The organism is Streptomyces virginiae, assembly GCF_040638905.1.
In the GTDB taxonomy this organism is placed as follows: Bacteria; Actinomycetota; Actinomycetes; order Streptomycetales; family Streptomycetaceae; genus Streptomyces; species Streptomyces virginiae_B.
Window position 1 is genome coordinate 69,181 of sequence record NZ_JBEZYV010000024.1, and the last position, 24,729, is coordinate 93,909.

27 protein-coding genes are annotated in these 24,729 nt (G+C 70.0%); 11 read left to right on the forward strand and 16 right to left on the reverse strand.

All coding sequences use genetic code 11. The features are described from left to right. Position 1 precedes the first annotated feature (1 nt). Positions 2-820 (forward strand): LAGLIDADG family homing endonuclease, encoded by an 819-nt coding sequence (locus AB0F82_RS27230; protein WP_362632066.1) that lies wholly within the window; start codon positions 2-4, stop codon positions 818-820. 75 nt (positions 821-895) lie between these two features. Here the strand turns inward: AB0F82_RS27230 and AB0F82_RS27235 are convergent, their stop codons facing one another. Further along, positions 896-2,089, reverse strand: a complete 1,194-nt coding sequence (locus tag AB0F82_RS27235; RefSeq protein WP_362632068.1) for an RtcB family protein — start codon at positions 2,087-2,089, stop codon at positions 896-898. Between the two features lie 191 nt (positions 2,090-2,280). On the opposite strand from AB0F82_RS27235, the gene AB0F82_RS27240 reads away from it, so the two are divergent. The 3 genes from AB0F82_RS27240 to AB0F82_RS27250 all read left to right on the forward strand — a co-directional run bounded on the left by AB0F82_RS27240 (position 2,281) and on the right by AB0F82_RS27250 (position 5,502). After that, entirely contained in the window at positions 2,281-3,171 is an 891-nt protein-coding gene (locus AB0F82_RS27240; protein WP_362632070.1) for a DUF3558 domain-containing protein, read from the forward strand. A 134-nt stretch (positions 3,172-3,305) separates the two neighbouring features. Continuing rightward, positions 3,306-4,067, forward strand: a complete 762-nt coding sequence (locus AB0F82_RS27245; protein WP_356814734.1) for a DUF3558 domain-containing protein — start codon at positions 3,306-3,308, stop codon at positions 4,065-4,067. A 130-nt stretch (positions 4,068-4,197) separates the two neighbouring features. Beyond that, positions 4,198-5,502: a DUF2637 domain-containing protein gene (locus tag AB0F82_RS27250; protein ID WP_362632073.1), complete on the forward strand. Its 1,305-nt coding sequence runs from the start codon at positions 4,198-4,200 to the stop codon at positions 5,500-5,502. 90 nt (positions 5,503-5,592) lie between these two features. Here the strand turns inward: AB0F82_RS27250 and lysS are convergent, their stop codons facing one another. Next, complete coding sequence (gene lysS, locus AB0F82_RS27255) at positions 5,593-7,332, reverse strand: lysine--tRNA ligase (RefSeq protein WP_356814736.1); 1,740 nt, start codon at positions 7,330-7,332, stop codon at positions 5,593-5,595. 190 nt (positions 7,333-7,522) lie between these two features. Between lysS and argS the strand changes: the two genes are divergently transcribed. Continuing rightward, positions 7,523-9,298, forward strand: a complete 1,776-nt coding sequence (gene argS / locus AB0F82_RS27260; protein ID WP_356814737.1) for an arginine--tRNA ligase — start codon at positions 7,523-7,525, stop codon at positions 9,296-9,298. Positions 9,299-9,621: 323 nt separating this feature from the next. Beyond that, positions 9,622-10,419, forward strand: a complete 798-nt coding sequence (locus AB0F82_RS27265) for a VOC family protein (RefSeq protein ID WP_362632121.1) — start codon at positions 9,622-9,624, stop codon at positions 10,417-10,419. Positions 10,420-10,734: 315 nt separating this feature from the next. Here the strand turns inward: AB0F82_RS27265 and AB0F82_RS27270 are convergent, their stop codons facing one another. Then, complete coding sequence (locus AB0F82_RS27270) at positions 10,735-11,568, reverse strand: TetR/AcrR family transcriptional regulator (protein ID WP_362632076.1); 834 nt, start codon at positions 11,566-11,568, stop codon at positions 10,735-10,737. Positions 11,569-11,670: 102 nt separating this feature from the next. Between AB0F82_RS27270 and AB0F82_RS27275 the strand changes: the two genes are divergently transcribed. Both AB0F82_RS27275 and AB0F82_RS27280 read left to right on the forward strand, forming a co-directional pair. Beyond that, positions 11,671-12,684: an ATP-binding cassette domain-containing protein gene (locus AB0F82_RS27275; protein ID WP_362632078.1), complete on the forward strand. Its 1,014-nt coding sequence runs from the start codon at positions 11,671-11,673 to the stop codon at positions 12,682-12,684. Next, complete coding sequence (locus tag AB0F82_RS27280) at positions 12,681-13,439, forward strand: ABC transporter permease (protein WP_362632080.1); 759 nt, start codon at positions 12,681-12,683, stop codon at positions 13,437-13,439. Before AB0F82_RS27275 ends, AB0F82_RS27280 begins: the two co-directional genes overlap by 4 nt. Positions 13,440-13,485: 46 nt before the next feature. Here AB0F82_RS27280 and AB0F82_RS27285 read toward each other — a convergent pair whose 3' ends face one another. The 9 genes from AB0F82_RS27285 to AB0F82_RS27325 all read right to left on the reverse strand — a co-directional run bounded on the left by AB0F82_RS27285 (position 13,486) and on the right by AB0F82_RS27325 (position 19,592). Then, positions 13,486-13,758, reverse strand: a complete 273-nt coding sequence (locus tag AB0F82_RS27285) for a DUF1876 domain-containing protein (RefSeq protein ID WP_030027023.1) — start codon at positions 13,756-13,758, stop codon at positions 13,486-13,488. 168 nt (positions 13,759-13,926) lie between these two features. Next, a complete protein-coding gene (locus AB0F82_RS27290; protein ID WP_356815456.1) occupies positions 13,927-14,583 on the reverse strand; it encodes a contact-dependent growth inhibition system immunity protein in 657 nt (218 codons plus the stop codon). 12 nt (positions 14,584-14,595) lie between these two features. After that, positions 14,596-14,895 (reverse strand): RNase A-like domain-containing protein, encoded by a 300-nt coding sequence (locus AB0F82_RS27295; protein WP_037918680.1) that lies wholly within the window; start codon positions 14,893-14,895, stop codon positions 14,596-14,598. Positions 14,896-14,907: 12 nt separating this feature from the next. After that, complete coding sequence (locus AB0F82_RS27300; RefSeq protein ID WP_362632084.1) at positions 14,908-15,354, reverse strand: hypothetical protein; 447 nt, start codon at positions 15,352-15,354, stop codon at positions 14,908-14,910. A gap of 122 nt (positions 15,355-15,476) precedes the next feature. Next, complete coding sequence (locus AB0F82_RS27305) at positions 15,477-17,306, reverse strand: RNase A-like domain-containing protein (RefSeq protein ID WP_362632086.1); 1,830 nt, start codon at positions 17,304-17,306, stop codon at positions 15,477-15,479. Further along, entirely contained in the window at positions 17,306-17,611 is a 306-nt protein-coding gene (locus AB0F82_RS27310) for a WXG100 family type VII secretion target (protein WP_030027030.1), read from the reverse strand. The genes AB0F82_RS27305 and AB0F82_RS27310 overlap by 1 nt, the downstream gene beginning before the upstream one ends. Before the next feature lie 23 nt (positions 17,612-17,634). Next, positions 17,635-18,024, reverse strand: coding sequence for a WXG100 family type VII secretion target (locus AB0F82_RS27315; protein ID WP_030965254.1), 390 nt, complete (start codon positions 18,022-18,024; stop codon positions 17,635-17,637). Between the two features lie 369 nt (positions 18,025-18,393). Further along, complete coding sequence (locus AB0F82_RS27320) at positions 18,394-18,969, reverse strand: hypothetical protein (protein ID WP_362632089.1); 576 nt, start codon at positions 18,967-18,969, stop codon at positions 18,394-18,396. Between the two features lie 17 nt (positions 18,970-18,986). Then, entirely contained in the window at positions 18,987-19,592 is a 606-nt protein-coding gene (locus AB0F82_RS27325) for a hypothetical protein (protein ID WP_362632091.1), read from the reverse strand. Positions 19,593-19,716: 124 nt separating this feature from the next. On the opposite strand from AB0F82_RS27325, the gene AB0F82_RS27330 reads away from it, so the two are divergent. Further along, on the forward strand, positions 19,717-20,091 hold the full coding sequence (locus AB0F82_RS27330; RefSeq protein WP_362632093.1) for a hypothetical protein: 375 nt from the start codon (positions 19,717-19,719) through the stop codon (positions 20,089-20,091). Between the two features lie 13 nt (positions 20,092-20,104). Here the strand turns inward: AB0F82_RS27330 and hemB are convergent, their stop codons facing one another. Next, a complete protein-coding gene (gene hemB / locus AB0F82_RS27335) occupies positions 20,105-21,106 on the reverse strand; it encodes a porphobilinogen synthase (protein ID WP_031155334.1) in 1,002 nt (333 codons plus the stop codon). 42 nt (positions 21,107-21,148) lie between these two features. Then, on the reverse strand, positions 21,149-21,574 hold the full coding sequence (locus AB0F82_RS27340) for an ATP-binding protein (RefSeq protein ID WP_362632095.1): 426 nt from the start codon (positions 21,572-21,574) through the stop codon (positions 21,149-21,151). 152 nt (positions 21,575-21,726) lie between these two features. On the opposite strand from AB0F82_RS27340, the gene AB0F82_RS27345 reads away from it, so the two are divergent. Both AB0F82_RS27345 and AB0F82_RS27350 read left to right on the forward strand, forming a co-directional pair. Beyond that, on the forward strand, positions 21,727-22,512 hold the full coding sequence (locus AB0F82_RS27345) for a helix-turn-helix domain-containing protein (RefSeq protein WP_362632096.1): 786 nt from the start codon (positions 21,727-21,729) through the stop codon (positions 22,510-22,512). After that, a complete protein-coding gene (locus AB0F82_RS27350; protein WP_362632098.1) occupies positions 22,509-22,751 on the forward strand; it encodes a DUF397 domain-containing protein in 243 nt (80 codons plus the stop codon). Before AB0F82_RS27345 ends, AB0F82_RS27350 begins: the two co-directional genes overlap by 4 nt. Here AB0F82_RS27350 and AB0F82_RS27355 read toward each other — a convergent pair. After that, entirely contained in the window at positions 22,729-23,097 is a 369-nt protein-coding gene (locus AB0F82_RS27355; protein WP_362632101.1) for a hypothetical protein, read from the reverse strand. The two genes, AB0F82_RS27350 and AB0F82_RS27355, sit on opposite strands and share 23 nt — an antisense overlap. 90 nt (positions 23,098-23,187) lie before the next feature. Continuing rightward, positions 23,188-24,663 (reverse strand): ankyrin repeat domain-containing protein, encoded by a 1,476-nt coding sequence (locus AB0F82_RS27360; RefSeq protein ID WP_362632103.1) that lies wholly within the window; start codon positions 24,661-24,663, stop codon positions 23,188-23,190. Positions 24,664-24,729: the final 66 nt, after the last annotated feature.

Consider the following 24,729-nt stretch of genomic DNA (forward strand, 5'->3'; position numbering starts at 1 on the left):
CATGGCTGACCAGGACCCTAGCGCCCCCGCGCGCTTCATGGACCTCCAGGACCCCCGCTACGCCTACATGTTCGGCTTCCTGCAAGCCGACGGGCACCTGGCGCAGGGCAGCGGGCAGAAGGGCAAGCTCACCGCCGAGGTCAATGCGCGGGACATCGAGATCCTTCGCGAGTTCCAACGCCTCACGCCCTACTACAGCTCGATCTCCGAGCGCACCCGGGCAACCAACTTCTCCGATTCCCACATCTCAGCCACGTGGAACCTCTACTCCCTCGAAGGCCGGAGAACGCTCAACGAACTGGGGCTCCCCTACGGACGCAAGTCCATGAACATCAGGCCTCCCCGTGTGGAGTTCTCACGCCGCGACTACCTCCGGGGAGTCATCGACGCCGACGGATCCGTCGGCTACACGAGCACGGGCCTGCCGTTCGTCTCGCTCACCACCGCGAGCACGGCGCTGGGTGCTTACCTGTGCCATTACGCCAAGAAGATCACTGGAGCCGAGCGGACCATCAAGCGCAATGCGCGGGATGGCATCTACAACATCCTCTACACCAAGGAGGCGGCCCAGGGCCTGGCTGCGCACCTGTACTACGACGGCTGTCTGGGCCTGGAACGTAAGAAGGACAAGGCCGCCGATATCCACAGTTGGGTTCGGCCGGCGAATATGCGGGTCGCCCCGCCCCGTCGGCGGTGGAGTCCGCAGGACGACGAGACCCTCCTGCGGTTGAACGACCCGGCTGCGGCAGCCGTCGCACTCGACCGGACCGAGCAGAGTTGCAACATGCGGATGTGGCGTCTGCGCGCAGACAAGGTCTGAGCGGCGACGCGGAGGGGCCCGGACCGGTCTTCACCGGTCCGGGCCCCTCCACTCCCCCGACGATCGCGCCCGGCCTCAGCCCTTGACGCAGATGACCTGCTTGAGCTTGGCCACGACCTGGACGAGGTCCGTCTGCTGGTCGATGACCTGCTCGATCGACTTGTACGCACCCGGGATCTCGTCCACGACACCCGAGTCCTTGCGGCACTCGACACCCTTGGTCTGCTCCGCCAGGTCACGCGCCGAGAACTTCTTCTTCGCCGCCGTCCGGCTCATCTTCCGGCCCGCACCGTGCGAGGCCGAGTTGAAGGACTTCTCGTTGCCGAGGCCCTTCACGATGTACGAGCCCGTGCCCATGGAGCCGGGGATGATCCCGTAGTCACCGCTGCCGGCGCGGATCGCGCCCTTGCGGGTGACCAGCAGGTCCATGCCGTCGTACCGCTCCTCCGCCACGTAGTTGTGGTGGCAGCTGATCTCGCGGTCGAAGGAGACCTTCGCCTTCCGGAACTCCTTCCGGAAGACCTCCTTGAACAGGCTCATCATCACGGCACGGTTGTACTTGGCGTACTCCTGCGCCCAGAACAGGTCGTTGCGGTACGCCTCCATCTCCGGCGTGGCCGCGAGGAAGACCGCCAGGTCCCGGTCGACGAGGTTCTGGTTGTGCGAGAGTCCGCGGGCGACACCGATGTGGAAGGCAGCCAGCTCGTTGCCGATGTTCCTCGAGCCCGAGTGCAGCATGAGCCACACCGAACCGGATGTATCGATACAAACCTCACAAAAGTGGTTGCCCTGACCAAGGCTTCCCATTTGCCGCATCGCGCGATCCCGCCGAAACTTCACCGCATCCGCGACGTAGTCGAAGCGCTCCCACAGATCCCCGAAGCCCGAGTCGGCGAACCCGTACAGGCGTGCCGGATCCACTGCCTCGCGGTGCATCGCGTTCCCCACCGGGATCGCCTGCTCGATCTTGGAGCGGAGCTTGGAGAGGTCCCCCGGGAGGTCGTTGGCCGTCAGGGACGTCTTCACCGCCGACATGCCGCAGCCGATGTCCACGCCCACCGCCGCCGGGCAGACCGCGTCCTTCATGGCGATCACCGAGCCGACCGTGGCCCCCTTGCCGTAATGGACGTCCGGCATGACGGCCAGGCCCTTGATCCACGGAAGGGTGGCGACGTTGTGGAGCTGCTGCATCGCGCCGGCCTCGACCGACGCCGGGTCGGTCCACATCCGGATCGGGACCTGTGCGCCCGGTACCTCTACATACGACATAAGGAATCAATCCCCCGAAAACAACAGAAAGGTGAGAATGCGCAAAAGCCTCGCTCTTGATCCCAAAGACGACAGGGGACCGGCGCCAGCACCAGCGTGTGCGATAGACATTGTGTCCAGCCGTGCCCAAGTCGCGGCAACGCATTTTCCTGACCGTCGGGGGGCCCGCCGGTCGAAGGGAGCCAGTGGACGTGCAGCGCAAGGCGGTACGGCGAGTCCTGCCCGGCATCGCGATGATCACCGCGCTCGCGGCCGGGGCGGCCGGCCTGACCGGGTGCACCGGCGGGAGCGACAGGGCGGGCACAAGCGACTCGAAGGCCGGCGGTGGCGCCGCCGCACCCGCCCAGCCGGGGAAGTACCGCAGCCTGCCCGCGCCCTGCAGGGCGGCCGCCGACAGCAAGAAGCTCAAGGCCATGCTCCCCGAGCCGGACGGCCTCACCCCCGAACAGCTCGACCAGCTCTACGCAGGCGTCGCCGACTCCTCCTACGACGGCGACCGGCACGTCGGCTGCCGCTGGACCGCGCAGACCACCGAGGAGACCCGGCTGCTGTCGGTCGGCTTCGAACGCGTCGTCTCCTACGACCGCGCCACCACCAGCGACGACGACAAGGCGAAGCAGGTGTACGTACGCCTGCTCACGGACGCCCACCTGCCCTTCCCCGGACCGGTCACGACCCCCGGCCCGGGCGCCACCAACCCGGCCAATCCCGGCAACCCGGCCAACCCGGCCGCCTCCACGCCCCCGCCCGCGAGCGGCTCACCGTCGGCCGGAGCACCGGCCGGAGCACCGGCCGCGGGAACCCCGGCCCCCGGCACGAGTCCGTCCCCGCAGCCCGAGCTCGGCTCACGCGTCCTGGAAGGGCTCGGCACCGAGGCCTTCCTGGACGACAAGCTGAGCCCCGCCGGGGCCACGGCCGCGCAGTCGCGCACCGTGCGGATTGTGTTCCGTACCTCGAATGTCATCGTCAAGGTCGAGTACAGCGTGCAGCCGGCCGTGTCCGGCACGGTCCCGTCGAGCACCGAAACCCAGGACAGAGCACGGCAGTTGGCGCTGGCGCTCGCCGAGCGCTTCAACGAGTGAGCGGTGCGCGCCCCGCCCCGGCGTGACGGCGCGCACAGCAGTCGGGCACCCGATCGGGCTACCGTTGACCGGGTCCCGCGTCCGAAGAAAACCCGAAGAAGACCGAAGAAGACCCCCAGAGCACTGAAGGAACCATGCACCGATCAGCCTCGCGCCTCACCCGCGTTCTCGCCTGCGCAGCCGTCCCGGTGATCCTCACCATGGCCGGGTGTTCCTCCGACTCGGGCAAGGAATCGGCCGCGAAGGGCGACAAGAAGTCCGGTTCGTCCGCTTCTTCGAAGCCCGGCGAGAAGTCGAAGAAGCCGGAGCTGGAGAAGGCGGCGTTCGCCGCGCTCCCGGACCCCTGCAAGGCGCTCCAGACGGCGACGATAGACACGCTCGTGCCGGAGGCGAAGGACAAGAACGGCACGGCGACCAAGTCGAACGACCTGGCCAGCCGCGCCAGCTGCTCCTGGAACGGTCTGGACGAGGACGGTCTGAAGGGCTCGCAGTACCGCTGGCTCTCGCTCTCCTTGTTCCGTACCGATTCGCACGCCTCGCTCGGCAACGCCAACAAGCGGGCCGAGGAGCAGTACGGCAAGCAGGTCGAGGCGGCGAAGGCCACCGAGGGCGCGCAGAACGTGAAGGCCGAGCCGGCCGAGGGCCTGGGCGACCAGGGCACGTCGGTCGTCTACTCGGTGAAGAAGGACGTCGACTTCTTCAACACCACGATCGTGGCGCGCACGCAGAACGTGGTGATCACGCTCGACTACAACGGCGCGGCCTACGAGGGCGCCGGCGCTCCGGACCAGGCGAAGCTGCTGCAGGACGCACTCGCCGCGGCGAAGGAGGCCGTGGCCTCGGTCGCGACCGCCAACAAGCCGGCGGAGCAGCCGCAGTCCCCCCAGCCCCAGTAGGAGCGTGGTGGGTCGGGGTCGGGGCCTCCTGGAGCGTTGACATCCAGTCACCCGTACGCTGTGCCTGCCGCTGCTCCGTAAAGGCGCGGTAAGCGCTCGGTCTGTGCTCGACAAGGGGAGGGGATCGCGGGTGGCCGCGATGCAGCTGACTCGTACGCACCGAATACTCATCGGTGTCGTGGTCGCCGGAGCCGTCGTCATCGCGGGCATCGGCTTCGCGGGCTCGTACGCCGCGGTGCGCGAGCTCGCGGAGAAGAAGGGCTTCGGCAGTTTCTCCCTGGTGTTCCCGATCGGCATCGATGCCGGCATCTGCGTCCTGCTCGCGCTGGACCTGCTGCTGACCTGGATGCGGATCCCCTTCCCGCTGCTGCGTCAGACGGCGTGGCTGCTGACGGCGGCGACGATCGCGTTCAACGGCGCCGCGTCGTGGCCGGATCCGCTCGGGGTCGGCATGCATGCCGTGATCCCGATCCTGTTCGTGGTGACGGTGGAGGCCGCCCGGCACGCCGTGGGCCGGATCGCGGACATCACGGCGGACCGGCACATGGAGGGCGTGCGCATCACGCGGTGGCTGTTGTCGCCGCTGCCCACGTTCAAGCTGTGGCGGCGGATGAAGCTGTGGGAGCTGCGCTCGTACGAGCAGGCGATCGGCATGGAGCAGGACCGGCTGATCTACCAGGCGCGGCTGCAGGCGCGGTACGGGCGTTTCTGGCGGCAGAAGGCGCCGGTGGAGGCGTTGATGCCGCTGAAGCTGGCGCGGATCGGTGTCCCGCTCTCGCAGACGGCGCCGGACGCGCTGGCGGCGACGGGGATCGACCCGGCGGTGCTGCCGCCGCTGGAGCAGCAGCTCACGGGTGCGGCTCCGGCGCTGGAGGCGTCGGCGGCGGACGTGCCGCAGCCGAACGCGAACCAGGCACAGGCGCAGGCGCAGGCCCTGGTCCAGGCACAGCAGGCGGCGGTGTCCGGGGCGGCCGCCCCTGCCCCGCCGGCGTTCGCGGTGGATCCGACGGCGATGCCGGCGGCCCACAACAGCGCCTGGTTCGCCGCTCCGAAGGCGCCGCAGGCCGCGTACGAGGGCGGCTACAACCCGCAGTACGTGGAGGGTCTGGAGCCGACCCCGGTGCTGCCCCCGATGGGCCCGGACGAGCAGCAGATGCAGGTGCCCGTTCCCGGTCCCCGCTCCGAGGCGGACCCGGCCGCCGAGGCCGGAGCCGAGGTCGACGGGGACGCGGAGAAGTTCGCGGAGGCGGCGTACGAGGTCTTCCGCACCCACCTGGTGGAGAGCGGCGAGATGCTGACCGCCGAGCAGCTCGACATACTGCTGGCCGACCGTTACGGGGTGGTCCACCCGCGCAGCGGCTCGCTGATCCGCAAGATCTTCCCGCAGCTGAAGCTGCGCTACCAGCGGGAGCTGGAGAACGAGCACATCGCATAGCGCGACGCAGTACGCGCAAGGGCCCGCACCCCGAGGGGTGCGGGCCCTTCCGTATGTCCGGTCGCCGTGGCCGCCGTCGGCGGCGGGGCGTCAGACGGCGAGCAGCTTGCGCACGCGGTCCGCGCCGACCGCCAGGAGCAGCGTGGGCAGTCGCGGTCCGGTCTCGCGGGTGACGAGGAGCCGGTAGAGCAGTGCGAAGAAGGTGCGCTGGGCGACCTTGAGCTCGGGGGTGGGCTTGGCGTCGGGTTCGAGGCCGGCCATGACCTTGGGGACGCCGTAGACGAGGGTGGTGAGTCCGTCGAGCGACCAGTGGGAGTCGAGGCCGTCGAGGAGGAGGCGCAGGGACTCGCGGCCCTCGTCGTCCAGGGAGGACAGCAGCTCGGTGTCGGCTTCCTCGCGTACGAGGGTGCGCTGGTCGGCCGGGACCTGGGTGGTGATCCAGTTCTCGGCGCGGTCCAGGCGCGGCCGTACCTCGTCGAGGGAGGTGAGCGGCTGCGACGGGTCGAGGTCGGCCAGGATGCGCAGGGTCTGCTCGTCGTGGCCCGCGGTGATGTCGACGACCGAGGCGAGCGTGCGGTAGGGGAGGGGGCGGGGGGTGCGGGGCAGCTCGTGCGAGGCGACCCGGACGGCGCGGCTGTGGGCGGCGGCGTCGGCGGGCAGCACGGAGCCGTCCGCCACCTTGCCCTCCAGCTTGTCCCACTCGTCGTAGAGGCGCTGGATCTCCTGGTCAAAGGCGATCTTGAAGGACTGGTTGGGCTTGCGGCGGGCGTAGAGCCAGCGCAGGAGCTGCGGCTCCATGATCTTCAGGGCGTCGCCGGGGGTGAAGACCCCGCCCTTGCTGGAGGACATCTTGGCCATGCCGCTGATGCCGACGAAGGCGTACATCGGGCCGATCGGCTGCTCGCCGCCGAAGATGTGGACGATCTGGCCGCCGACCTGGAAGGAGGAGCCGGGCGAGGAGTGGTCGACGCCGGAGGGCTCGAAGATCACGCCCTCGTAGGCCCAGCGCATCGGCCAGTCGACCTTCCAGACGAGCTTGCCGCGGTTGAACTCGCTGAGCTTGACCGTCTCGGTGAACTCGTCCTCGGTGCAGACGTAGGTCATCTCGGTGGTCTCGTCGTCGTACGAGGTGACCTTGGTGAAGTCCTTGCCGCACTGGCCGCAGTACGGCTTGTACGGGAAGTAGCCGCCCTCGCCGGCGCTGCCGTCGTCCTCGGCGGCGGCGCCGGAGCCCTCGGCGGCCTCCAGCTCGGCCTCGTCGACCGGCTTCTGCTGGGGCTTCTTGCCGCCCGGCTTGACCTTGGTGCGGTACTGGGCGAGGACGGCGTCGATGTCGCCGCGGTGCTTCATCGCGTGCAGGATCTGCTCGCGGTAGACACCGGTGGTGTACTGCTCGGTCTGGCTGATGGGGTCGTACTCGACGCCGAGCTCGTCCAGCGACTCGGCCATGGCGGCCTTGAAGTGCTCGGCCCAGTTCGGGTACGCGGAGCCCTCGGGGGCGGGGACGGCGGTCAGCGGGCGCCCGATGTGCTGGGCGTGCGACTCCTCGGTGACGCCGGGGATGCCCTTGGGGACCTTGCGGAAGCGGTCGTAGTCGTCCCACGAGATGACGTGGCGGACCTCGTGGCCGCGGCGGCGGATCTCGTCGGCGACCAGGTGCGGGGTCATGACCTCGCGGAGGTTGCCCAGGTGGACCGGGCCGGAGGGGGAGAGACCGGACGCGACGACAACGGTTTTGCCCGGGGCTCGGCGCTCCGCCTCGGCGATGACCTCGTCCGCGAAACGGGAGACCCAGTCGGTCTCGGTGCTGCTCTGCGCGCTCTGAGCCACGACACGTCCTTCTATCTCGAATGCTGGCTTCGGCCATTCTCCCAGACGGAAGCAGCCACTCCGGGGTTGCTTCCGCCCAGTGATATCCCGCGAAACGGATGGCGCCCGCGTGGGATACTCGGCACTTGTCGGAAGACCCAAGTACAACCAAGTACGACCCGCGTACGAAACCTCACAGGAACGGCAGCTCATGGCCTCGGTCCCTTCGCTCGCTTCGTCCGTCAACCAGCGCGTCGCCGACGCCCTCGCCTCCGCCCTGCCGGAGGCCGGTGGCGCCGACCCGCTGCTGCGACGAAGCGACCGGGCCGACTTCCAGGCCAACGGCATCCTGGCGCTCGCGAAGAAGGCGAAGGCCAACCCGCGCGAGCTGGCCACGACCGTGGTCGAGGGCATCCCGACCGGTGAGCTGATCAAGGAGATCGAGGTCTCGGGCCCCGGCTTCCTGAACATCACGGTCGCCGACCGGGCGATCATCTCTACGCTGGCCGCCCGCGCGGCGGACGACCGGCTCGGCGTCCCGCTGAACGCGTCCGCGGGCACGACGGTGATCGACTACGCGCAGCCGAACGTCGCCAAGGAGATGCACGTCGGACACCTGCGGTCCGCCGTGATCGGCGCCGCGATGGTGGAGATCCTGGAGTTCACGGGCGAGAAGGTGGTCCGGCGCCACCACATCGGCGACTGGGGCACCCAGTTCGGCATGCTCATCCAGTACCTGCTGGAGCACCCGCACGAGCTGGACCACACGTCCGGGGACGGCGACGAGCAGGCCTCCGGCGAGGAGGCCATGTCCAACCTCAACCGCCTGTACAAGGCCTCGCGCGCCCTCTTCGACTCCGACGAGGAGTTCAAGACGCGGGCCCGGGCGCGTGTGGTGGACCTGCAGGCGGGCGAGCCGGAGACGCTGGCCCTGTGGCAGCGGTTCGTGGACGAGTCGAAGATCTACTTCTATTCCGTCTTCAACAAGCTGGACATGGACATCCAGGACCCGGACGTGGTCGGCGAGTCCGGCTACAACGACATGCTGGTCGAGACGTGCAAGCTGCTGGAGGAGTCGGGCGTCGCGGTCCGCTCCAACGGCGCGCTGTGCGTGTTCTTCGAGGACGTCAAGGGCCCGGACGGCAACCCGACCCCGCTGATCGTGCAGAAGTCGGACGGCGGCTTCGGCTACGCGGCGACCGACCTGTCCGCGATCCGTGACCGTGTGACCAACCTCGGGGCGACCGAGCTGATCTACGTGGTCGACGCGCGGCAGTCGCTGCACTTCAAGATGGTCTTCGAGACGGCGCGCCGGGCGGGCTGGCTGAACGACGACGTCAAGGCCGTGCAGCTGGCCTTCGGCACCGTCCTCGGCAAGGACGGCAAGCCGTTCAAGACCCGTGAGGGCGAGACGGTCCGGCTGGTGGACCTGCTCGACGAGGCCGTGGACCGGGCGACGGCCGTGGTCCGGGAGAAGGCGGAGAAGGTCGGCCTGACGGAGGCCGAGATCGTCGAGAACGGCCAGTACGTCGGCATCGGCGCGGTGAAGTACGCCGACCTGTCGACGTCGGCCTCGCGCGACTACAAGTTCGACCTGGACCAGATGGTCTCGCTGAACGGCGACACGTCGGTGTACCTCCAGTACGCCTACGCCCGGATCAAGTCGATCCTGCGCCGGGCCGGCGACCTGCGGCCGGTCGCCCACCCGGAGCTGGGGCTGGCCCCGGCCGAGCGCGCGCTGGGCCTGCACCTGGACCACTTCGGCGAGCTGATCGCCGAGGCGGCCGCGGACCACGCCCCGCACAAGGTGGCGGCGTACCTGTACCAGTTGGCGTCGCTGTACACGACGTTCTACGACCAGTGCCCGGTCCTGAAGGCGGACACGGCGGAGCAGGTCGAGAACCGCCTGTTCCTGTGCGAGCTGACGGCCCGCACCCTCTCGAAGGGCATGTCCCTCCTGGGCATCCGCACCCCCGAGAAGCTCTGACATCGTGCCCTGAACCGCACGACGGCCCCCGGCGCATTCCGCGCCGGGGGCCGTCGGCGTCCTTATGGAGGACCGTCAGCCCGTGCTGCCGCGCGACGACGGCCATAAGCAGGTGCACGGGGCTCGCGCACTGGTGTGCACCTTTGTCCGCCAACTGCCGCTGGCGGGCTTCCGTCTCGCTCTCCACACCGCATCGCGTGGGTGAGCCACCCCAAGGGTGCAGGGTTCGCCCATCACCCGAACGGGTCGATTCGGGCCGCAGGGGCCGGGTAGGGGTCGGCGCGTCCTTCCCCCATCCACCAGCGGAGGCATCCGTGCCCGACATGAACGGCCCCTACAAGCCCGGCACCCCGTGCTGGATCGACCTGATGGTCCCCGACCAGCAGGCGGCCCTCGACTTCTACTGCGACCTTTTCGGCTGGCAGGGCGAGGTCGGCCCGGCCGAGCAGGGCGGCTACTCCGTCTGCCTCCTCAAGGGCAAGCCCGTCGCCGGCATCATGAAGGCGTCGAACCCGGACGGCTCCGTGCCCGACCCGATGCCGCCGACCGCGTGGACCACGTACCTGGCCACCGACTCCATCGACTCCACCCTCAAGTCGGTCATCGACGCCGGCGGCTCGGTGATGATGGGCGCGATGGACGTCATGGACCTCGGCCGGATGGCCGTGATCACCGACCCGACAGGCGCCGCCGTGGGCCTGTGGCAGGCCGGCACCTTCGACGGCGCGGGAATCGTCAACGAGCACGGCGCCCTCATCTGGAACGAGCTGAACACCGCCGACGTCCCCGCCGCGGCCGCCTTCTACACCGCCGTCCTCCCCGTCACCACGGCCAAGTCCCAGATGCCTGACGCCGGGGAATACACGGAGTTCAAGGTCGGCGACCGAGCCGTCGGCGGGATGATGGACCTCGCCAAGCTGCCCGCCGGGGTGCCGCCGCACTGGATGCCGTACTTCCACGTCGACGACGTCGACGAGATCCAGGGCGCCACCGAACGCGCCGGAGGCAGCGTCATGGCCCCGGCCTTCGACATGGTGGCGGGCCGCATGGCCGTCCTCGCCGACCCCCAGGGCGGCGTCTTCTCGGTGATCACGGCGACCGCCCCGGAACAGCCCGCCTGACCGGCCCCCCTCCCTTCCGCCTGCCGCCGCGCCATCCGCGACAGCGGGCGGAAGGAACCCGGGACGCGAATACCCCCCAAAACTCCCACCAGCCGACTTCGCAGCAGCCACGGCACGACCACCGGCGGCCGGGACACACCCCCTGACGCCCGCCCCGGCGAGGGGTTCACACAGGGCGGCATCCGAAAGCGCGGGGCGGCCTGGGGGCGGAATCCGCTAGGGCGGGATCAGGGAAACCCCCAGCACATCCCTGACACCGCCCGAGCGGCTCCCGACCTCCCAAAGCCCCCGCCCCACCCGGCAATCCCGTCCGGCTCACACCCCGCCCGCCCCCGCCTCCGGCCCCGACCCCGCTGCCCCCGCCCCCGCCCCCGCCCCCGCCTCCGCCCGCCCTGCGACCAGCGTCGCCAGGCCGTCCAGGATGCGGTTCAGGCCGAAGCTGAACTGGAAGTCCTGCTCGTCCGAGCCGGTGAACGCGTCCGACTCCAGCAGCCGCGTCACGGCCGGGTGCGTGTCCGGGCCGGTCATCAGCCGCAGCGTGCGCACGTACCGGCCCAGGACCTGGTCCGGCGCGACGCCGGACTTCACGATGGCGTCCATCATGTCGGCTGCCATCGTCGCCTCATTACGGACCAGGCCGCCGATGAGGATGATCGTCGAGATCTTCTCGCCCTCTCCCAGCCCCGTGTCCGCCAGCGCCGCGAGCCCACGCTCCATCCAGGCCAGCTGGTTCGGGCTGACCGGCGCCCCGGTGATCGGGATGCGAAGGATCCAGGGGTTGGCCATGAGCACCGCCCGCTGGGCGTAGGCCCACTGCGTCAGCAGCTCGCGCCAGCCCCACCCGTCCGCCTCGGGCGGCAGTGCCGGCGGGGCGCCGACGCCCGCATCCGACATCAGGATGTAGAGCTCTTCCTTGGCCGTGACGTACCGGTAGAGGGACATCGTCGAGACGCCCAGCTCCTTGGCCACCCGGCCCATGGAGACGGCGTCCATCCCCTCACCGGCGGCCAGCGCCACGGCCGTCTCCACGATGCGCGGCAGCGTGAGCGTGGGGCGCGGCCCCTTGCCGGGGCGTTCGCGTAGCCCCCAGGCCATTTCCAGGCTGGCCGGAAGCCCGGTCGCGCTGCCCTCGTCGTCCTCGTCCGCCATGACCGCCCACTCCTCGATTGACCCCCATCCTAGTTCTGTGTATTACTTACACAGAAGAGCGTAAGGCATACGCAGAAGAGGGAGAAGGGAGCCCCATCCCTCATGACCACACACGCCTCCGGACACCCCTCCGGCGCCTCCGGACACCCTTCCGGCGCCCTCGGCGCCCACGTCACCGCCGCCAGCATCGACGCCCCACCCGCCCTCGGCATCCACGCCACCGGCCTGGCCAAGTCATACGGCGACGTCCGCGTCCTCGACGGCATCGACCTGGCCGTCCCCCGCGGCAGCGTCCTCGCCCTCCTCGGCCCCAACGGCGCCGGAAAGACCACCACCGTCCGGATCCTCGCCACCCTCACCACCCCCGACGCGGGCACCGCCCGCGTCGCCGGCCACCACACCGTCACCGAGCGGGCCCTCGTGCGCGAACGCATCAGCCTCACCGGCCAGTTCGCAGCCGTCGACGACCTCCAGACCGGCGCCGAAACGCTCCGCATGATGGGCCGGCTCTGCGGGCTGACCCCGCGCGCCGCCCGTACCCGCGCCGACGAACTCCTCGCCCGCTTCGGCCTCGCCGACGCCGCCGCGCGCACGGCCAAGACGTACTCGGGCGGCATGCGACGCCGCCTCGACCTCGCCGCGAGCCTCGTCTCCCGCCCCGAGGTGATCTTTCTGGACGAGCCGACCACCGGCCTCGACCCGCGCAGCCGCCAGGACCTGTGGGAACTCGTACGGGAGCTGCGCGCCGACGGCACGACCGTCCTGCTCACCACCCAGTACCTGGAGGAGGCCGACCGGCTCGCCGACCGCGTCGCCGTCCTCGCCGACGGGCGGATCGCCGCGGAGGGGACGCCCGCGGAGCTCAAGGCGCGCGTCGCCGGCCACCGGCTGGACCTCACCCTCACCAACCGGGCCGCCTACGAGGCGCTCGTCCCGCGCGCCGTCCACCTCGCCCCGGACGAGCTCACCCTCGGCGTCACCACCGACGGGAGCGCCGCCCACGTCCGCGCGCTCCTCGACGAACTCGACCCGGACCGCACCGCCGTGGACCGCTTCGCCGTCCGCACCGCCACCCTCGACGACGTGTTCCTCGCCCTGACGGGAGCCGACCGATGATCACCGCCACACCCGTGAGCGCCCTCGCCCTGGCCGGCCGCAGCCTGCGCATCAGCCGCCGCAGCCCGGACGCCCTGATCGCCGCCCTGATGCTGCCCGTGATGCTGATGCTGATCTTCGTCTACTTCTTCGGCGGGGCCATCGACACCGGGACGCAGTACGTCACGTACGTGGTCCCCGGCGCCATGCTGCTCTGCGCGGGCTTCGGCGCGGCCTCCACTGCCGTCAGCGTCGCCGACGACATGCGGACCGGCATCATCGACCGCTTCCGCACCCTCGACATCGGCGGCATCCCCATCCTGGCCGGACACGTCGCCGCCTCCGTCCTGCGCAACCTGCTCTCCACCACCCTCGTCCTCGCCGTCGCCCTCGCCATCGGCTTCCGGCCCCAGGCCGGCCCGGCCGCCTTCCTGGCCGCCGCCGGGCTGCTGCTGACCTACATCACGGCGATCTCGTGGCTGGCCGCCGTACTCGGCCTGCTCGCCAAGACGCCGGAGGCGGCGGGCGGCTTCACCTTCCTGATGATGTTCCTGCCCTACCCGTCCAGCGCCTTCGTCCCCATCGAGACCATGCCCGGCTGGCTGCACGGCTTCGCCGAGCACCAGCCGCTGACCCCGGTGATCGAATCCCTGCGCGCGCTGCTCCTCGCGCAGCCCGCGGGAAGCGCCCCCTGGACTGCCCTGACCTGGTGCGCGGGCATCACCGCCGTGGCCGTGGTCCTGGCCGGCGTCCTGTTCCGCAGCAGGACCCGCTGAGCGGCTCCGTCAGGAGCCCCTCAGCGGGCCGGTGGTGCCCGCCCGCTCAGCGGTTGAGCGGGTAGGAATGACGGCCCGTCGCCTCGTCGATCTCCGAGTGGGCCTTCTGCAACATCTGCTGCGCGAGATCCATGAGCGCACGAGCGCCCGCGATCTCTTCCCCGACCCTCATCTGCTCCGGGTCGGAGGGATGACGCAAGGCATAGCCCCGCGCCCTGATCTCGGAGCCGTCCCCGAGCCTTACCAGGGCCGCCGCACTGGTGCGGTGGCCCTCCTCGGTGAATTCGAGCTCCACATGCCACCCGACGAGCGTGGCCATGGTGCATCACCTCCAGGGTCACCTGTTCCCTCCAGAGTGCGCCCACGCCCCGACGGACGCGACCGGAACCAGACCAGGCGAGGCACGGCGCCAGCCGCTCGAAACGGCCGGACCGGCGGGGTAAGGCCCGGCAGCATCAGAGCCGCGCACGGCGGTTCTTCGGGCTGGTCAGCCGCCGGCCAGGCTTGTCGCCACCGACTGGAACCACGCCCCGTACGAGAACGGCTCGGGCGGGTTGACCTCCATGCCGAGTTCCGCAGCGGCCAGGGCGTAGTCGCCCTCGTCCATCGGGAGGGCGATCAGCTCGTGGAGCTCACCGACGAGACGGGCGACGAGCTGCGGGTCGGTGGTGGCGGCGTAGTCCGCGACCGCCGCTGCGTGGTCGGGGAACTCGTCGACGATGTCCTGCGAGAACCAGCCGCCCAGCAGCTGGGCGGTCTCCGGGAACCGCGCGTGCCACTCCCAGTGCGTCTGCGGGATCGCCGGCGGGGGCACCTCGCCGTCCTCGACGCTCTGCTTGAGGTGGTCGGCGAGCACGAGCAGCCAGTCCCCGATCGCGGCCTGCGGAATCCCGACGTCGGGGACGGCGTAGAACTCTCCGAGGTCGATCCGCAGGCGCCCCGGAGGGTTGCGGCTGTACTCGCGCAGCTGGCGCTCCGCCTCCGCGATGGCCCAGGGGCGGGTGTGCCAGGTGTGGCGCAGATAGGCGTCCAGCGCAGGGCTGCGACGCTCGGCCGTGTCCTCCCCCTGCCGGCCGAGGTAGGCACGCATCACCTGGTCCAGCTCGCCGTAGCGCCGGTCGTGTTCGAGGGGCTTCATGGGCACGGTCGGTTGCCTCTACAGGTAGAACGGGACGGTGGTCTGGACGACGAATCCGTACGGGCTGTCCGGCTCGCGACGCAGTACGACGCGGGCGGCGCGGACGTCGACGGGCCCCTGTCCGGCAAGGAGCATGGCCTCCAACTGCACCCGGCCGACGGGCTCCTCACGGGACGGCCAGGCGGCCTCGATGGTGAGTCGGGCCCGCGTTCCCTGGGCGAGCCAGCGGTGGATGACCTGCTCATTGGCGGTCACCACCTGCTGGGTGGCCCACTGTGCGGTCTCCCGGTCGGGGTAGGTGGCGGATCGGGTCAGCATCGGATCATTGTCTCAATTCGCGTTGAACGACCAGAAGACACCGACTTCGTCGGCGGACACCGCGATCAGGCCGAGGTCCATCATGTAGCCGGTGAAAGGGTGGCCGCCTTCGAGTTCCCGTGCCAGGAAGTCGGGCGCGTCGCAGGTACGGGCCAGATCTGAAGACGTCCAGAACGCCGCATCCGGGCCGAAGCGGTCCAGCACGGTCCGGGCGTCCGCCAGCACCATGTCCCGGTCTTCCCTCAACCGGACCGGGTTGCTCTCGAAGAACCACTCCTGCGCGAGCGAGGCGAGCAGCTCGACGGCGGCTCCGGCCGTGATCGGCCGGAGCCCGGCGTGCAGGTCCTCGGCAGTCAGCGCACGGAACGGATAGAAGGGATAGCCGCTCTCCCAACCCACGTCGAACGCATCCGATTCGCGGCCAGCCCAGCCCCGTGGGTCGGCGACCGACCGCTCCATAACGGCGCAGACGTCCTCGGCCCAGTCCTCGTGCAACCGGGGGCCGCTCCTGGCCAGGGTGAAGACCTCCTCCAGAAGCCGCAGCAGTGCAGCTTCCCAAGCGGTGCTGTCCAGGGAATTCATCAGGGTGCCGGGAGGTCTTTCGGTCGGGGCGCGGGCATCGAGGTGTAGATGACGTACGGCGGATCGAGTCTGGAATCGTACTTGAGGACGGTCTTGACCCATGTGACGTCGACCGCCGGCGCCTTGAGGCCGTGGTCCTTGTAGCCCGTCCCGGCAATCTTGCCAGGGGACCCGTCCTGGTTGTCCATTTGCTGCTTGGAGACGTAGGTGCCGCTGACCTCACCGTTGGGCATCTCGCTCACGAAGGGCTTGTTCTGGCCGTCCTGGGGGTTGGAGGCGAGCCAGGCATCGATCTCGGACTGCTTCATCCTGAGGTTCTGCTCGGTAAGCCGCTGCGCGTCCCCGATCGTCTTGAAACTTGACGAACCACCGATGGTGGGTCTCCTGCCCTCGGGCCACGAAGCTGCCGATTCGGATTGGTCGCGCAAGCGCTGCGCGAGCTGCTCGTCGGTCTTGCCCACGTGCTTGTCCAGGGTGTGACCACCGCCGAGGTACTCGTTGGCGGCCAGGTCGAAGGCCACGTTGCCGTTCGAGCCCGGAACGGTCCACTGCTGCTCGTGCTTGAAGTCGTTGAGCGACCGGGAGCCGAATCCGTGGGCGCGGGCGACGCCGGCCTCGAACTTCGGGGTGCTCATGTGCGCTTCGTCCAGGACCTTCTGGAGCGCCTCCATGCGCGTGGTGAGGCCGTCCACGATGCCGGTGTACTCGTCCACGATCCGGTTGAGCTTGGCCTTGTCCAGGTTCAGGACCGTGTTGACGTCGAACTTCAGAAGGAGCCCGACGGCGCCACCCGCCCCGCTGGCCACGCTGGTGACGGCGCCGGCGATGGTCTTGAGACTGGGCTTCTCCTTGGCCTTCTCCAGGTCGTCGATGATGCTCATGGCGGCCTTCTTCATGGCCCGCTTGAGCTCTTCGAAGACGTCGTGGTTCAGCTCGACGGCGGCTTCCGCATACTCGCGCAGACAGTCGCTGATCTTGATCGCCACGTCGGCCAGGACGGCCATCACCGGCTGACTGCCCGTGGCCACCTGTGCCCCGTGCGGGCCGGTGGTGTGCGCCCACTGGTAGCCGTGCCGGGACGGACCGGACTGCCCCCAGGCCGTCGCACCCCACAGCGCACTGCAGAACGTCCGCATGGCGGCTTCCCAGTCGGCCCGGCCGTGGTTGGTGATGGTGCCGATGATGCTCGTCAGCTCGGCCGCCGTGTTGCCCGGGACGGTCGAGGCGTTCATCCAGCTGTGGCAGTGCGAGTTGAGGTAGTGCTGCTGCGGGAAGGGGTAGACGTCCGCCACTTTGCCGACGCGGAAGATGTTCTTCGCGGCGGGCTGCAGAACATCCCGGACGATCTCCGGTATGCCCTCCATCGCCCCGCGGATCAGGTCGTCTCCGCCGTCGTTGTCACCCCACTTGATGTCGGGGACGCTGGCGAACTTGGGGTCCTTGTCGATGACCGTGGGCAGGGGGCGCTGCTCCGCGGCCTTCCCGGGCTTGGGATGGGCCGCCGCATCGGCCTTGGTGTAGGCGTTGGCGGTCTCCGTGAAGCCGACGGCGACACCACCGATGCTGACCACGCTCTTGCCCAACACCTCCAGCCAGCGGTTGCCTATCTTCTTGTAGGCCTGTGCGAACTTCTCGGCGCTGGTGCCCGCCCCACCGGCGTCCGGGTACTTCTGCAGCTCCTGCACGAGTGTGTTCCCACCTCGCATCATGGGGTCCTGCTGACCGGCGACCCGGCCGGAGACGGTCCACAGGCTCGACGGCTTGACGTCGATGTTGCCGCCTCCGGCAGGCGGCTGCGCCGGGGTGGGGCCCGGGGTGGGGCCGGCCATCAGGCGCCGCCTCCCCAACCCTGGAGCACGGATTTGTTCGCCGCCGCGTAGTTGAGGTGTCCCTTGACCACGACCTCGTGGAGCCAGGCTTGTGCGGCCTTGAGGTCCTGGGCCGAGCGATCCCATTTGTCGAGCTCGTCGATGAAGGCCTGCCGTGCCTCGCCGTCCCAGCTCAGAACGGCCTTCTTGGTGCGCTCGTAGAGCAGGTCGAGCTTCTCGTTGAGGTTCTTGAGGATCTCCTCCAGGTCGCCGGAAAGGCGCTGCAAGGTGGCGAAATCGACGGTTATGCGGTCGTCGTCCGACATGGTGGGGCTGTTCCTCGCTGCTCTCAGATGTCCTGCAGACGGCTCTGCGGAGCCGCTGGAGCCTGGTCGGGCACGGTCAATTCCTCGGCAGACGCCGCCACGTCCTCCTGGCTCTGTACACGCTTGAACGCGGCCAAGATCTCCAGTTCCTGGGCTGTGAAGCCGTCACGAGCAGCCCGGGTGGCCTCTTCGAGGAGGGCGAGCACCTGCCGGATCCGCACGGCGTCCTCTGCCGCTCCCCGATGCAAGGAGCGGTAGGCCGTAGCCGTGGGACCCTGCCAGCCGGCCGCGATGCTGTCGACCACCCGGTCCATGTCGCGGATCTGCCGTTCCAGATGGCCCTGCATCTGGTCCAGGTCGTCAGCGAGCCGGGTGAGGCCGTCCTCCGAAACCCTCAGATCGCTGTCCTGCATGTCCACCCCTCGCCAGCACTGCCGTGCCGAATTCGTACGTACTGCCTATGAGGTTCGCATATTGTCGAACTGCACGCCTGAGTGCGCGTACTCAGGCGTGTCGGCCAGAGACGGCGTGAACCTCCCAGGCCCACATGCGTACTTGACACGTCGACGCCCGAAGGGTTCTTGCTGCAAGCCGGGGAGCTGCGGGTGGCCGACTCGGTCTCACGGGAAGCTGCGCTACTCAGGCTTCCGGCCGGCTCGCCCGCGCCTTCCGAACCGGCCGATGAATCAGCCTTCCGCCCGCCCGGTCTGCCCATGTCAGCTCAGATGAGAGGCAGACGCGGTCGTCGAGGAGCGCGTAGCGGCCGATCCACCGCCCCGCGCTCACAGCGCGTTGAACGACCAGAAGACTCCGACCTCGTCGGCGGACACCGCGATCAGGCCGAGGTCCATCATGTAGCCGGTGAAGGGGTGGCCGCTTCTGAGGTCCTGTGCCAGGAAGTCGGGCGCGTCGCTAGTACGGGCGAGGCGGGAAGAGGTCCAGAACGCCGCGTCCGGGCCGAAGCGGTCCAGCAGGGTCCGGGCGTCCGCCAGCACCATGTCCCGGTCTTCCCTCAACCGGACCGGGTTGCTCTCGAAAAACCATTCCTGCGCGAGCGAGGCAAGCAGCTCGACGGCGGCGCCGGCCGTGATCGGCCGGAGCCCGGCCCGCAATTCCTCGGCAGTCAGCGCATGGAATGGATAAGAGGGATAGCCGCTCTCCCGTACCACCGTGTGCGTGTGCGTTTCCAGGACGGCCCACCCCCGTGGGTCGGCGACCGACCGCTCCATGACGGCGCAGACGTCCTCGGCCCAGTCCTCGTGCAACCGAGGCCCGCTCCAAGCGAAGGTGTAGACCTCCTCCAGGAGCCGCAGCAGAGCTGCTTCCCAGGTGGCGGCATCGGTGGATCGTGTCTGCATGGATTCCTCCTCTCGGCTCAGCAGGCGAAGGTCCAGAACAACCCGACCTCTGTGTCGGAGACGATGACCAGGCCGGCGTCCTCCCAGTAGAAGGTCATCGGGATGTAGCCCCAGTGGGACGCCCCAAAGTCCAGCGTGTCGTCCTTGCGCGCACCGACGGTGACGTTGGTGTAGCACGTGAACGTGTCCCCGTAGCGGGCGAGGATGGTGCGGGCCATGTTCTGCAGCTCGTCGAAGCTCTCGGTGAACCGTTCGAGGTTCCGCAGGGTGCAGCCGCCGTCGGTGAGCGCAAGGAGAAGGTTCTCGGCACTCGCACGGTTGATCTCGTGCAACCGTTCCGCGATGTCGGCCGGGGTGAGCGGGCGGGACGGATCGGATCTGAAAGCCGGACGGCAGAAAGGGAAGTCCGGGTGCTCCTGAGAGCGCTCGTTCGCGGTGTCGTCGAGCCCCGCCCAGCCGCGCGGGTCGGGGACGGCGCGCGCCATGACGGCGAGCACGTCTGCCCGCCAGTCCTCGTGCGCGCGCGGACCGGTCGCACTGAAGGTGGTCGCGTCCTCGTACAGGTGCCGGATCGCCCCTTCCCAGGACGCCTGGTCGGCAACGGACAGGTGTTCAGCCTGCATACAGAACCTCTCGGTACGACGTGCAAAGTGCGCACGTATGCCTATGAGGTTCACAGACCTCCGCGCCGCGCACCTGAGTACGCGCACTCATGTTCGCCGTTCTGTCGCGGAGTTCACTGGAGGCATGAACCCGACCACGGCCCCGGCCCCGGCCCCGGACAGCGGCGCCGACCGGCATCCGCGCGCGTTCGTCGCGCCGCTCGTCTCGACCCTGCTGACGCTGCCGATGGCGGCCGTCGCGTTCTTCTTCGTCGGGCTGGCTCCGATGGCCTGCGACTCCTGCGGGGGTGCGGTGAGCGGCCGGTTCGACGACTCCTACAACCTCGCCTTCCCCGTCTTCGGGTTCGGCCTGGTGGTGGTCCTGGTCGTGCTGCTCTCCGCGTGGGCGCTGCCCTGGCGGCGGGGCAATGCCGCCGCCAGGGTGTGGCCGGCCGTGATCGCCCCGGCCGCCGTCGTCTTCGACTTCATCGTCTTCCACGGCCTCGTCGACTGGCCGTAGGACGAAAGGAGCGTCAGCGGGCCTCGCGCAGCCAGCCCGCGACCTCGGTCGCCCAGTAGGTGAGGATCGTGTCCGCGCCCGCGCGCTTGATGCCGAGCAGGGTCTCCAGGATGGCCCGGTCCCGCTCGATCCAGCCCTTCTCCGCAGCCGCCTCGATCATCGCGAACTCGCCGCTGATCTGGTACGCCGCCACCGGTACGTCCACCGCCTGCGCGACCCGGTACAGGATGTCGAGGTAGGGACCGGCCGGCTTGACCATCACCATGTCGGCGCCCTCCTCCAGGTCGAGGGCCAGCTCCCGCAGGGACTCCCGGGCGTTCGCCGGGTCCTGCTGGTACGTCTTGCGGTCGCCCTGGAGGGAGGAGGCGACGGCCTCGCGGAAGGGGCCGTAGAAGGCGGAGGTGTACTTCGCCGTGTAAGCGAGGATCGAGACGTCCTCGTGCCCGGTCTCGTCGAGGGCGTCGCGGATGACGCCGACCTGGCCGTCCATCATGCCGCTGGGGCCGACCACGTGGACGCCAGCGTCGGCCTGGACCTGCGCCATCTCGGCGTAGCGCTCCAGCGTCGCGTCGTTGTCGACGCGGCCGTGCTCGTCGAGGACGCCGCAGTGGCCGTGGTCGGTGTACTCGTCGAGGCACAGGTCCGACATGATCACCAGGTCGTCGCCGACCTCGGCCTTCACGTCGCGGATCGCGACCTGCAGGATGCCGTCCGGCTCGGTGCCCGCCGTACCCAGCGCGTCCTTGTTCTCGTCGGCCGGGACGCCGAAGAGCATGATGCCCGCGACGCCCGCCTCGACCGCTTCCACGGCCGCCTTCCGCAGGGTGTCCCGGGTGTGCTGGACCACGCCCGGCATGGCCGAGATGGCGAGGGGCTCGCTGATGCCCTCGCGCACGAACGCCGGGAGGATCAGGTCCGAGGGGTGCAGCCGGTTCTCCGCGACCATCCGCCGCATCGCCGGGGTGGTGCGCAGCCGGCGGGGCCGCGAACCGGGGAAGGATCCGTACGCGCTCATCTTCAGTCGCCTCTTCGAGCTTCGACAGCAGTCGCCACAAGCCTAGAGCCCGACCCCGGGCCCGCCCGCCCCGACGACGAACTCGCACCACACCACCTTTCCCGGTACCCGTGCCCCGGTCCCCCACCGGTCCGCAACCGCCGCCACCAGCAGCAACCCGCGCCCGCCCTCGGCGCCCGGGTCGCGATCCGCGATCTGCGGCCGGCCGCCACCGCTGTCATGGACCTCGACCCGTACGGCCCCTTCGTAGCGCAGCATCCGCAGCCGGTAGCCGCGGCCGGGCGGGACGCCGTGCAGCAGGGCGTTGGTCGCCAGCTCGCTCACGCAGAGCAACACGTCGTCGTGGCGGCATGTGACACCCCACGCGTGAAGTGTCTCTGCCGCGAACTCCCTGGCAGGGCGCACGGTCTGGCGGCTGCGGGGATAGAACCGCTCGCGCAGCAGGGCCGGTTGGATTTCCACGTTCACCCGTCGATCGTCGCCCTGCGTGACTAGCGTGGAGGAGACGAGCAAGCCGTACTCCTTGAGGAGTACGGGTTGGGACGGGTATCTCGCGCGCCGAGGCGGGGAGTTCAACGGACATGCCAGTACGCAAGAGGCCGCGGCCCAATGAGACGGCGATGAAGATGGTCGGGGCTCAGGTCGCCTCCGCCCGCATCGCCAAAGGACTGACCCAGCGCGCCTTCGCGGAGGCGCTGCACATGGACGTCGAGACCATCGCCTCCATCGAGCAGGGCAGGCGCACCTTGATGCCCAACGTCGCCGAGAAGATGGACCGCGCTCTCGCACTGCCCGGCCTCCTGTCGGTCGCGGCCAACCGCCTCCCCGAGGTGGACATGGTCCCGGCCTGGGCGGAGGAGTACATGGCGCGGGAGGCGGAGGCCTTGGCGCTGTCGTGGTACGACACCCTGACCGTTCCGGGGCTGCTCCAGACCGAGGCCTACGCCCGCGCCGTCCTCGGCTGCCGCGTCCCCTTCGTCGGGGAGGAGAAGATAGAGCTGCAGACCGCGCACCGGATGAAGCGCCAGGAGATCCTGCGCCGCGCCGTCCCGCCCACCCTGAGCTTCGTGATCTGGGAGGCGGCCCTGCGGGACCGGATCGGCGGGGACGAGGTCCACCGGGAGCAGCTCCGGCACCTGCGCGCCTGCGCCGACCGCCCGGCCCTCTCCCTTCAGGTGCTGCCCCTCGGGCTCACCGCCCAGGCAGGTCTCGACGGCGCCTTCACCCTGCTGGAGACACCCGAGTTCCAGCACCTCGCCTACTCGGAAACCCAGCGCGGTAGCTTCCTCGTCAGGGACCCGAACGAGGTCAGCATCCTCTCCCAGAAGTATGCGAGGCTGCGGTCACAGGCCCTCAACTTCGGCGAGACGAAGGACCTGTTGGACCGGCTGCTAGGAGAGACATGAGCACCCCACTGAAGTGGTTCAAGTCCAGCTACAGCGGCAGCGAGGGCGGCCAGTGCCTGGAGGCCGCCTTCGCCTGGCGGAAGTCCTCCTACAGCAGCGACGAAGGTGGGCAGTGCGTCGAGATCGCCGCCTGCCCCGCCGCACAGGTGCACGTGCGGGACTCCAAGGTCGCCGACGGGCCCGTCCTCACCCTCGCCTCCACCGCCTGGGCGGGCCTCACCCGCTGGGTGCGTTCCTGAGCTTCCAGCGCCACAGGCCGTCCGCCCGGGGGTCGTGCTCGAACTCCGGCCGATCGAGTCGGCCCCCGCGCGCGTACGCCTCCGCCGTGCGCGGGTCGTCGCGCAGGGCCAGGCCGTAGGCGCCGCTGAGCCGGACGTCCTGGTCCTCGGTGATCTCCGGCGCGCGGTCCGCGCCCCGAGCGGTGGCGCAGGCAGCCTCGGACGCCTCGATCGCCCGCAGGAGCGGGGTCGTGCCGTCCGGCAGTCGCTGGTCCGGGTCGGCGCCTGCCGCGACCAGTGCCTCGGCGACCCCGTACGCGAACGCCGCCACCGCCGCGCACAGCACCGGCAGGCCGTCGTCCCCCACCGTGCCGGGGCGGCGCCCGCGCCGAGCAGGTCGCGTACCGGCTCGGAATCGCCCGCCCTTACCGCCGCCGCAATGCGGCGTCCCCCTCCGTCATCCGTTCCCTCCGTGGGGCAACGCCTCACTGCGTCCGAGCCAGTCTTCGAGCGCGTTCGCCCGGTGGTCGGGCAGGTGGATCGGGCCGAGCTCCTCCACCCGCGCGTACGCCTCCGGGGTGCGAGGGTCGTCCCGCCGGGCCAGGCCGTAGGCTCCGACCAGGCGCAGGATGCGGTCGTCGGTGTCCAGGAGAGACAGCAGCAGCTCCGTGGCGTCGGCCGTGCAGTCGTCGGACTCGGCCAGGGCCTCGGCGGCTCCCCCGCGCATCGGGCTGTGCGGGTCGCGGACCAGGTCCCGTACGACAGCCCGGGGTCCGTCCAGGTCTTGGCGTTCGTCCCCGACCAGGATCAGCGCGGCTTGGAAGCGCACCTCGGCATCCGCATCGTGTGTCAGGGCCCGTAGCGCAGCAGCGGCCTCGACCCTCAGGTGCCGGTCGGGCCACCAGAGGCAGTCGGACACCATCCGGCGCACCAGCGGATCGGGGTGGGCGGCGTGCCGGAGGCCGATGGCCTCCAGTCGGGGGTGTTCCTCGGCGTGCTCGGTGAGGGCCCGGAGCACCTCGGCAAGGACCACGGCGTCCGTCTCCGTCTCCGCCCAGGCGGCGAGGAAGTCGCGGTCTTCCGAGTGGTGCGGGTACGCCGTGCCCTTCAGGAAGTACCGCCGGGACCCCAGCACGTCGGCGGCGAAGCGCCGATGGTCTGCGGACGGATGATGCCGCAGGGACGTCACCAGTTCCCGGGCTTCCTCGTCGGAGCGTCTGCCCAGCCGGGTGCTGGACTCGCGCCAGTCCACGTGGCCGGGGTCGGGGTGCCGGACGGCGCGGGCCACCAGTTCCGTCAGCGGGGTCGGAACGCCGAAGGCCGCCTCCAGGGTGGTCAGGACGGCGCCGTGTCCGGCGCGGACGGTCCGCCCGCCAAGCGTGATCTGCTCGACCTCGTGCCAGTCGTCGTCGACGGTCGAGGTCTTCGCCGGGCCGGTGGCGCCGGTGCGGCGGCGCAGTTCCGCCTCCGCGCCCGTCTCGTACCAGTGGCGGGCCGCGGCGAGCAGCCGCTCGCGCACCGGCTGCGCCAGGGGCAGTTCCGGCGCCGGGAGGTACTGCCCCCACAGCAGCGCCGTGACCGTGGCCGGGGAGCCGCCCTCGACGGCCCGCAGCAGCGGGGTCGTTCCGTCCGGCAGTACCTGGTGGGGGTCGGCCCCTGCCGTTACGAGGGCTGCGACGGGCCTGTGGGCGAACGCGGCTACCGTTGTCCACAGCACGGGCGCGCCGTCCGCGCCCACCGCGTCGGGATCGGCTCCGGCGCGCAGCAGGGCCTCGGCGATCTCCTCTTCGCCTGCGGCCACCGCCGTGCACAGCACCGGCAGGCCGTCCTCGTCGGCCGCGTCGGGATTACCCCCGGGCCACAGCAGGGCGTTGACCTCCCGGAGGTTCCCTGCCCGAACCGCCGCCACCAGTTGCGCGTCCCCGTCCGCCATTCCGCTCCCCCTTGTTCCCGTTCCGTCTGGCGGCGATCCTTTCCGGGCAGGAGTCCGCCGCACAAC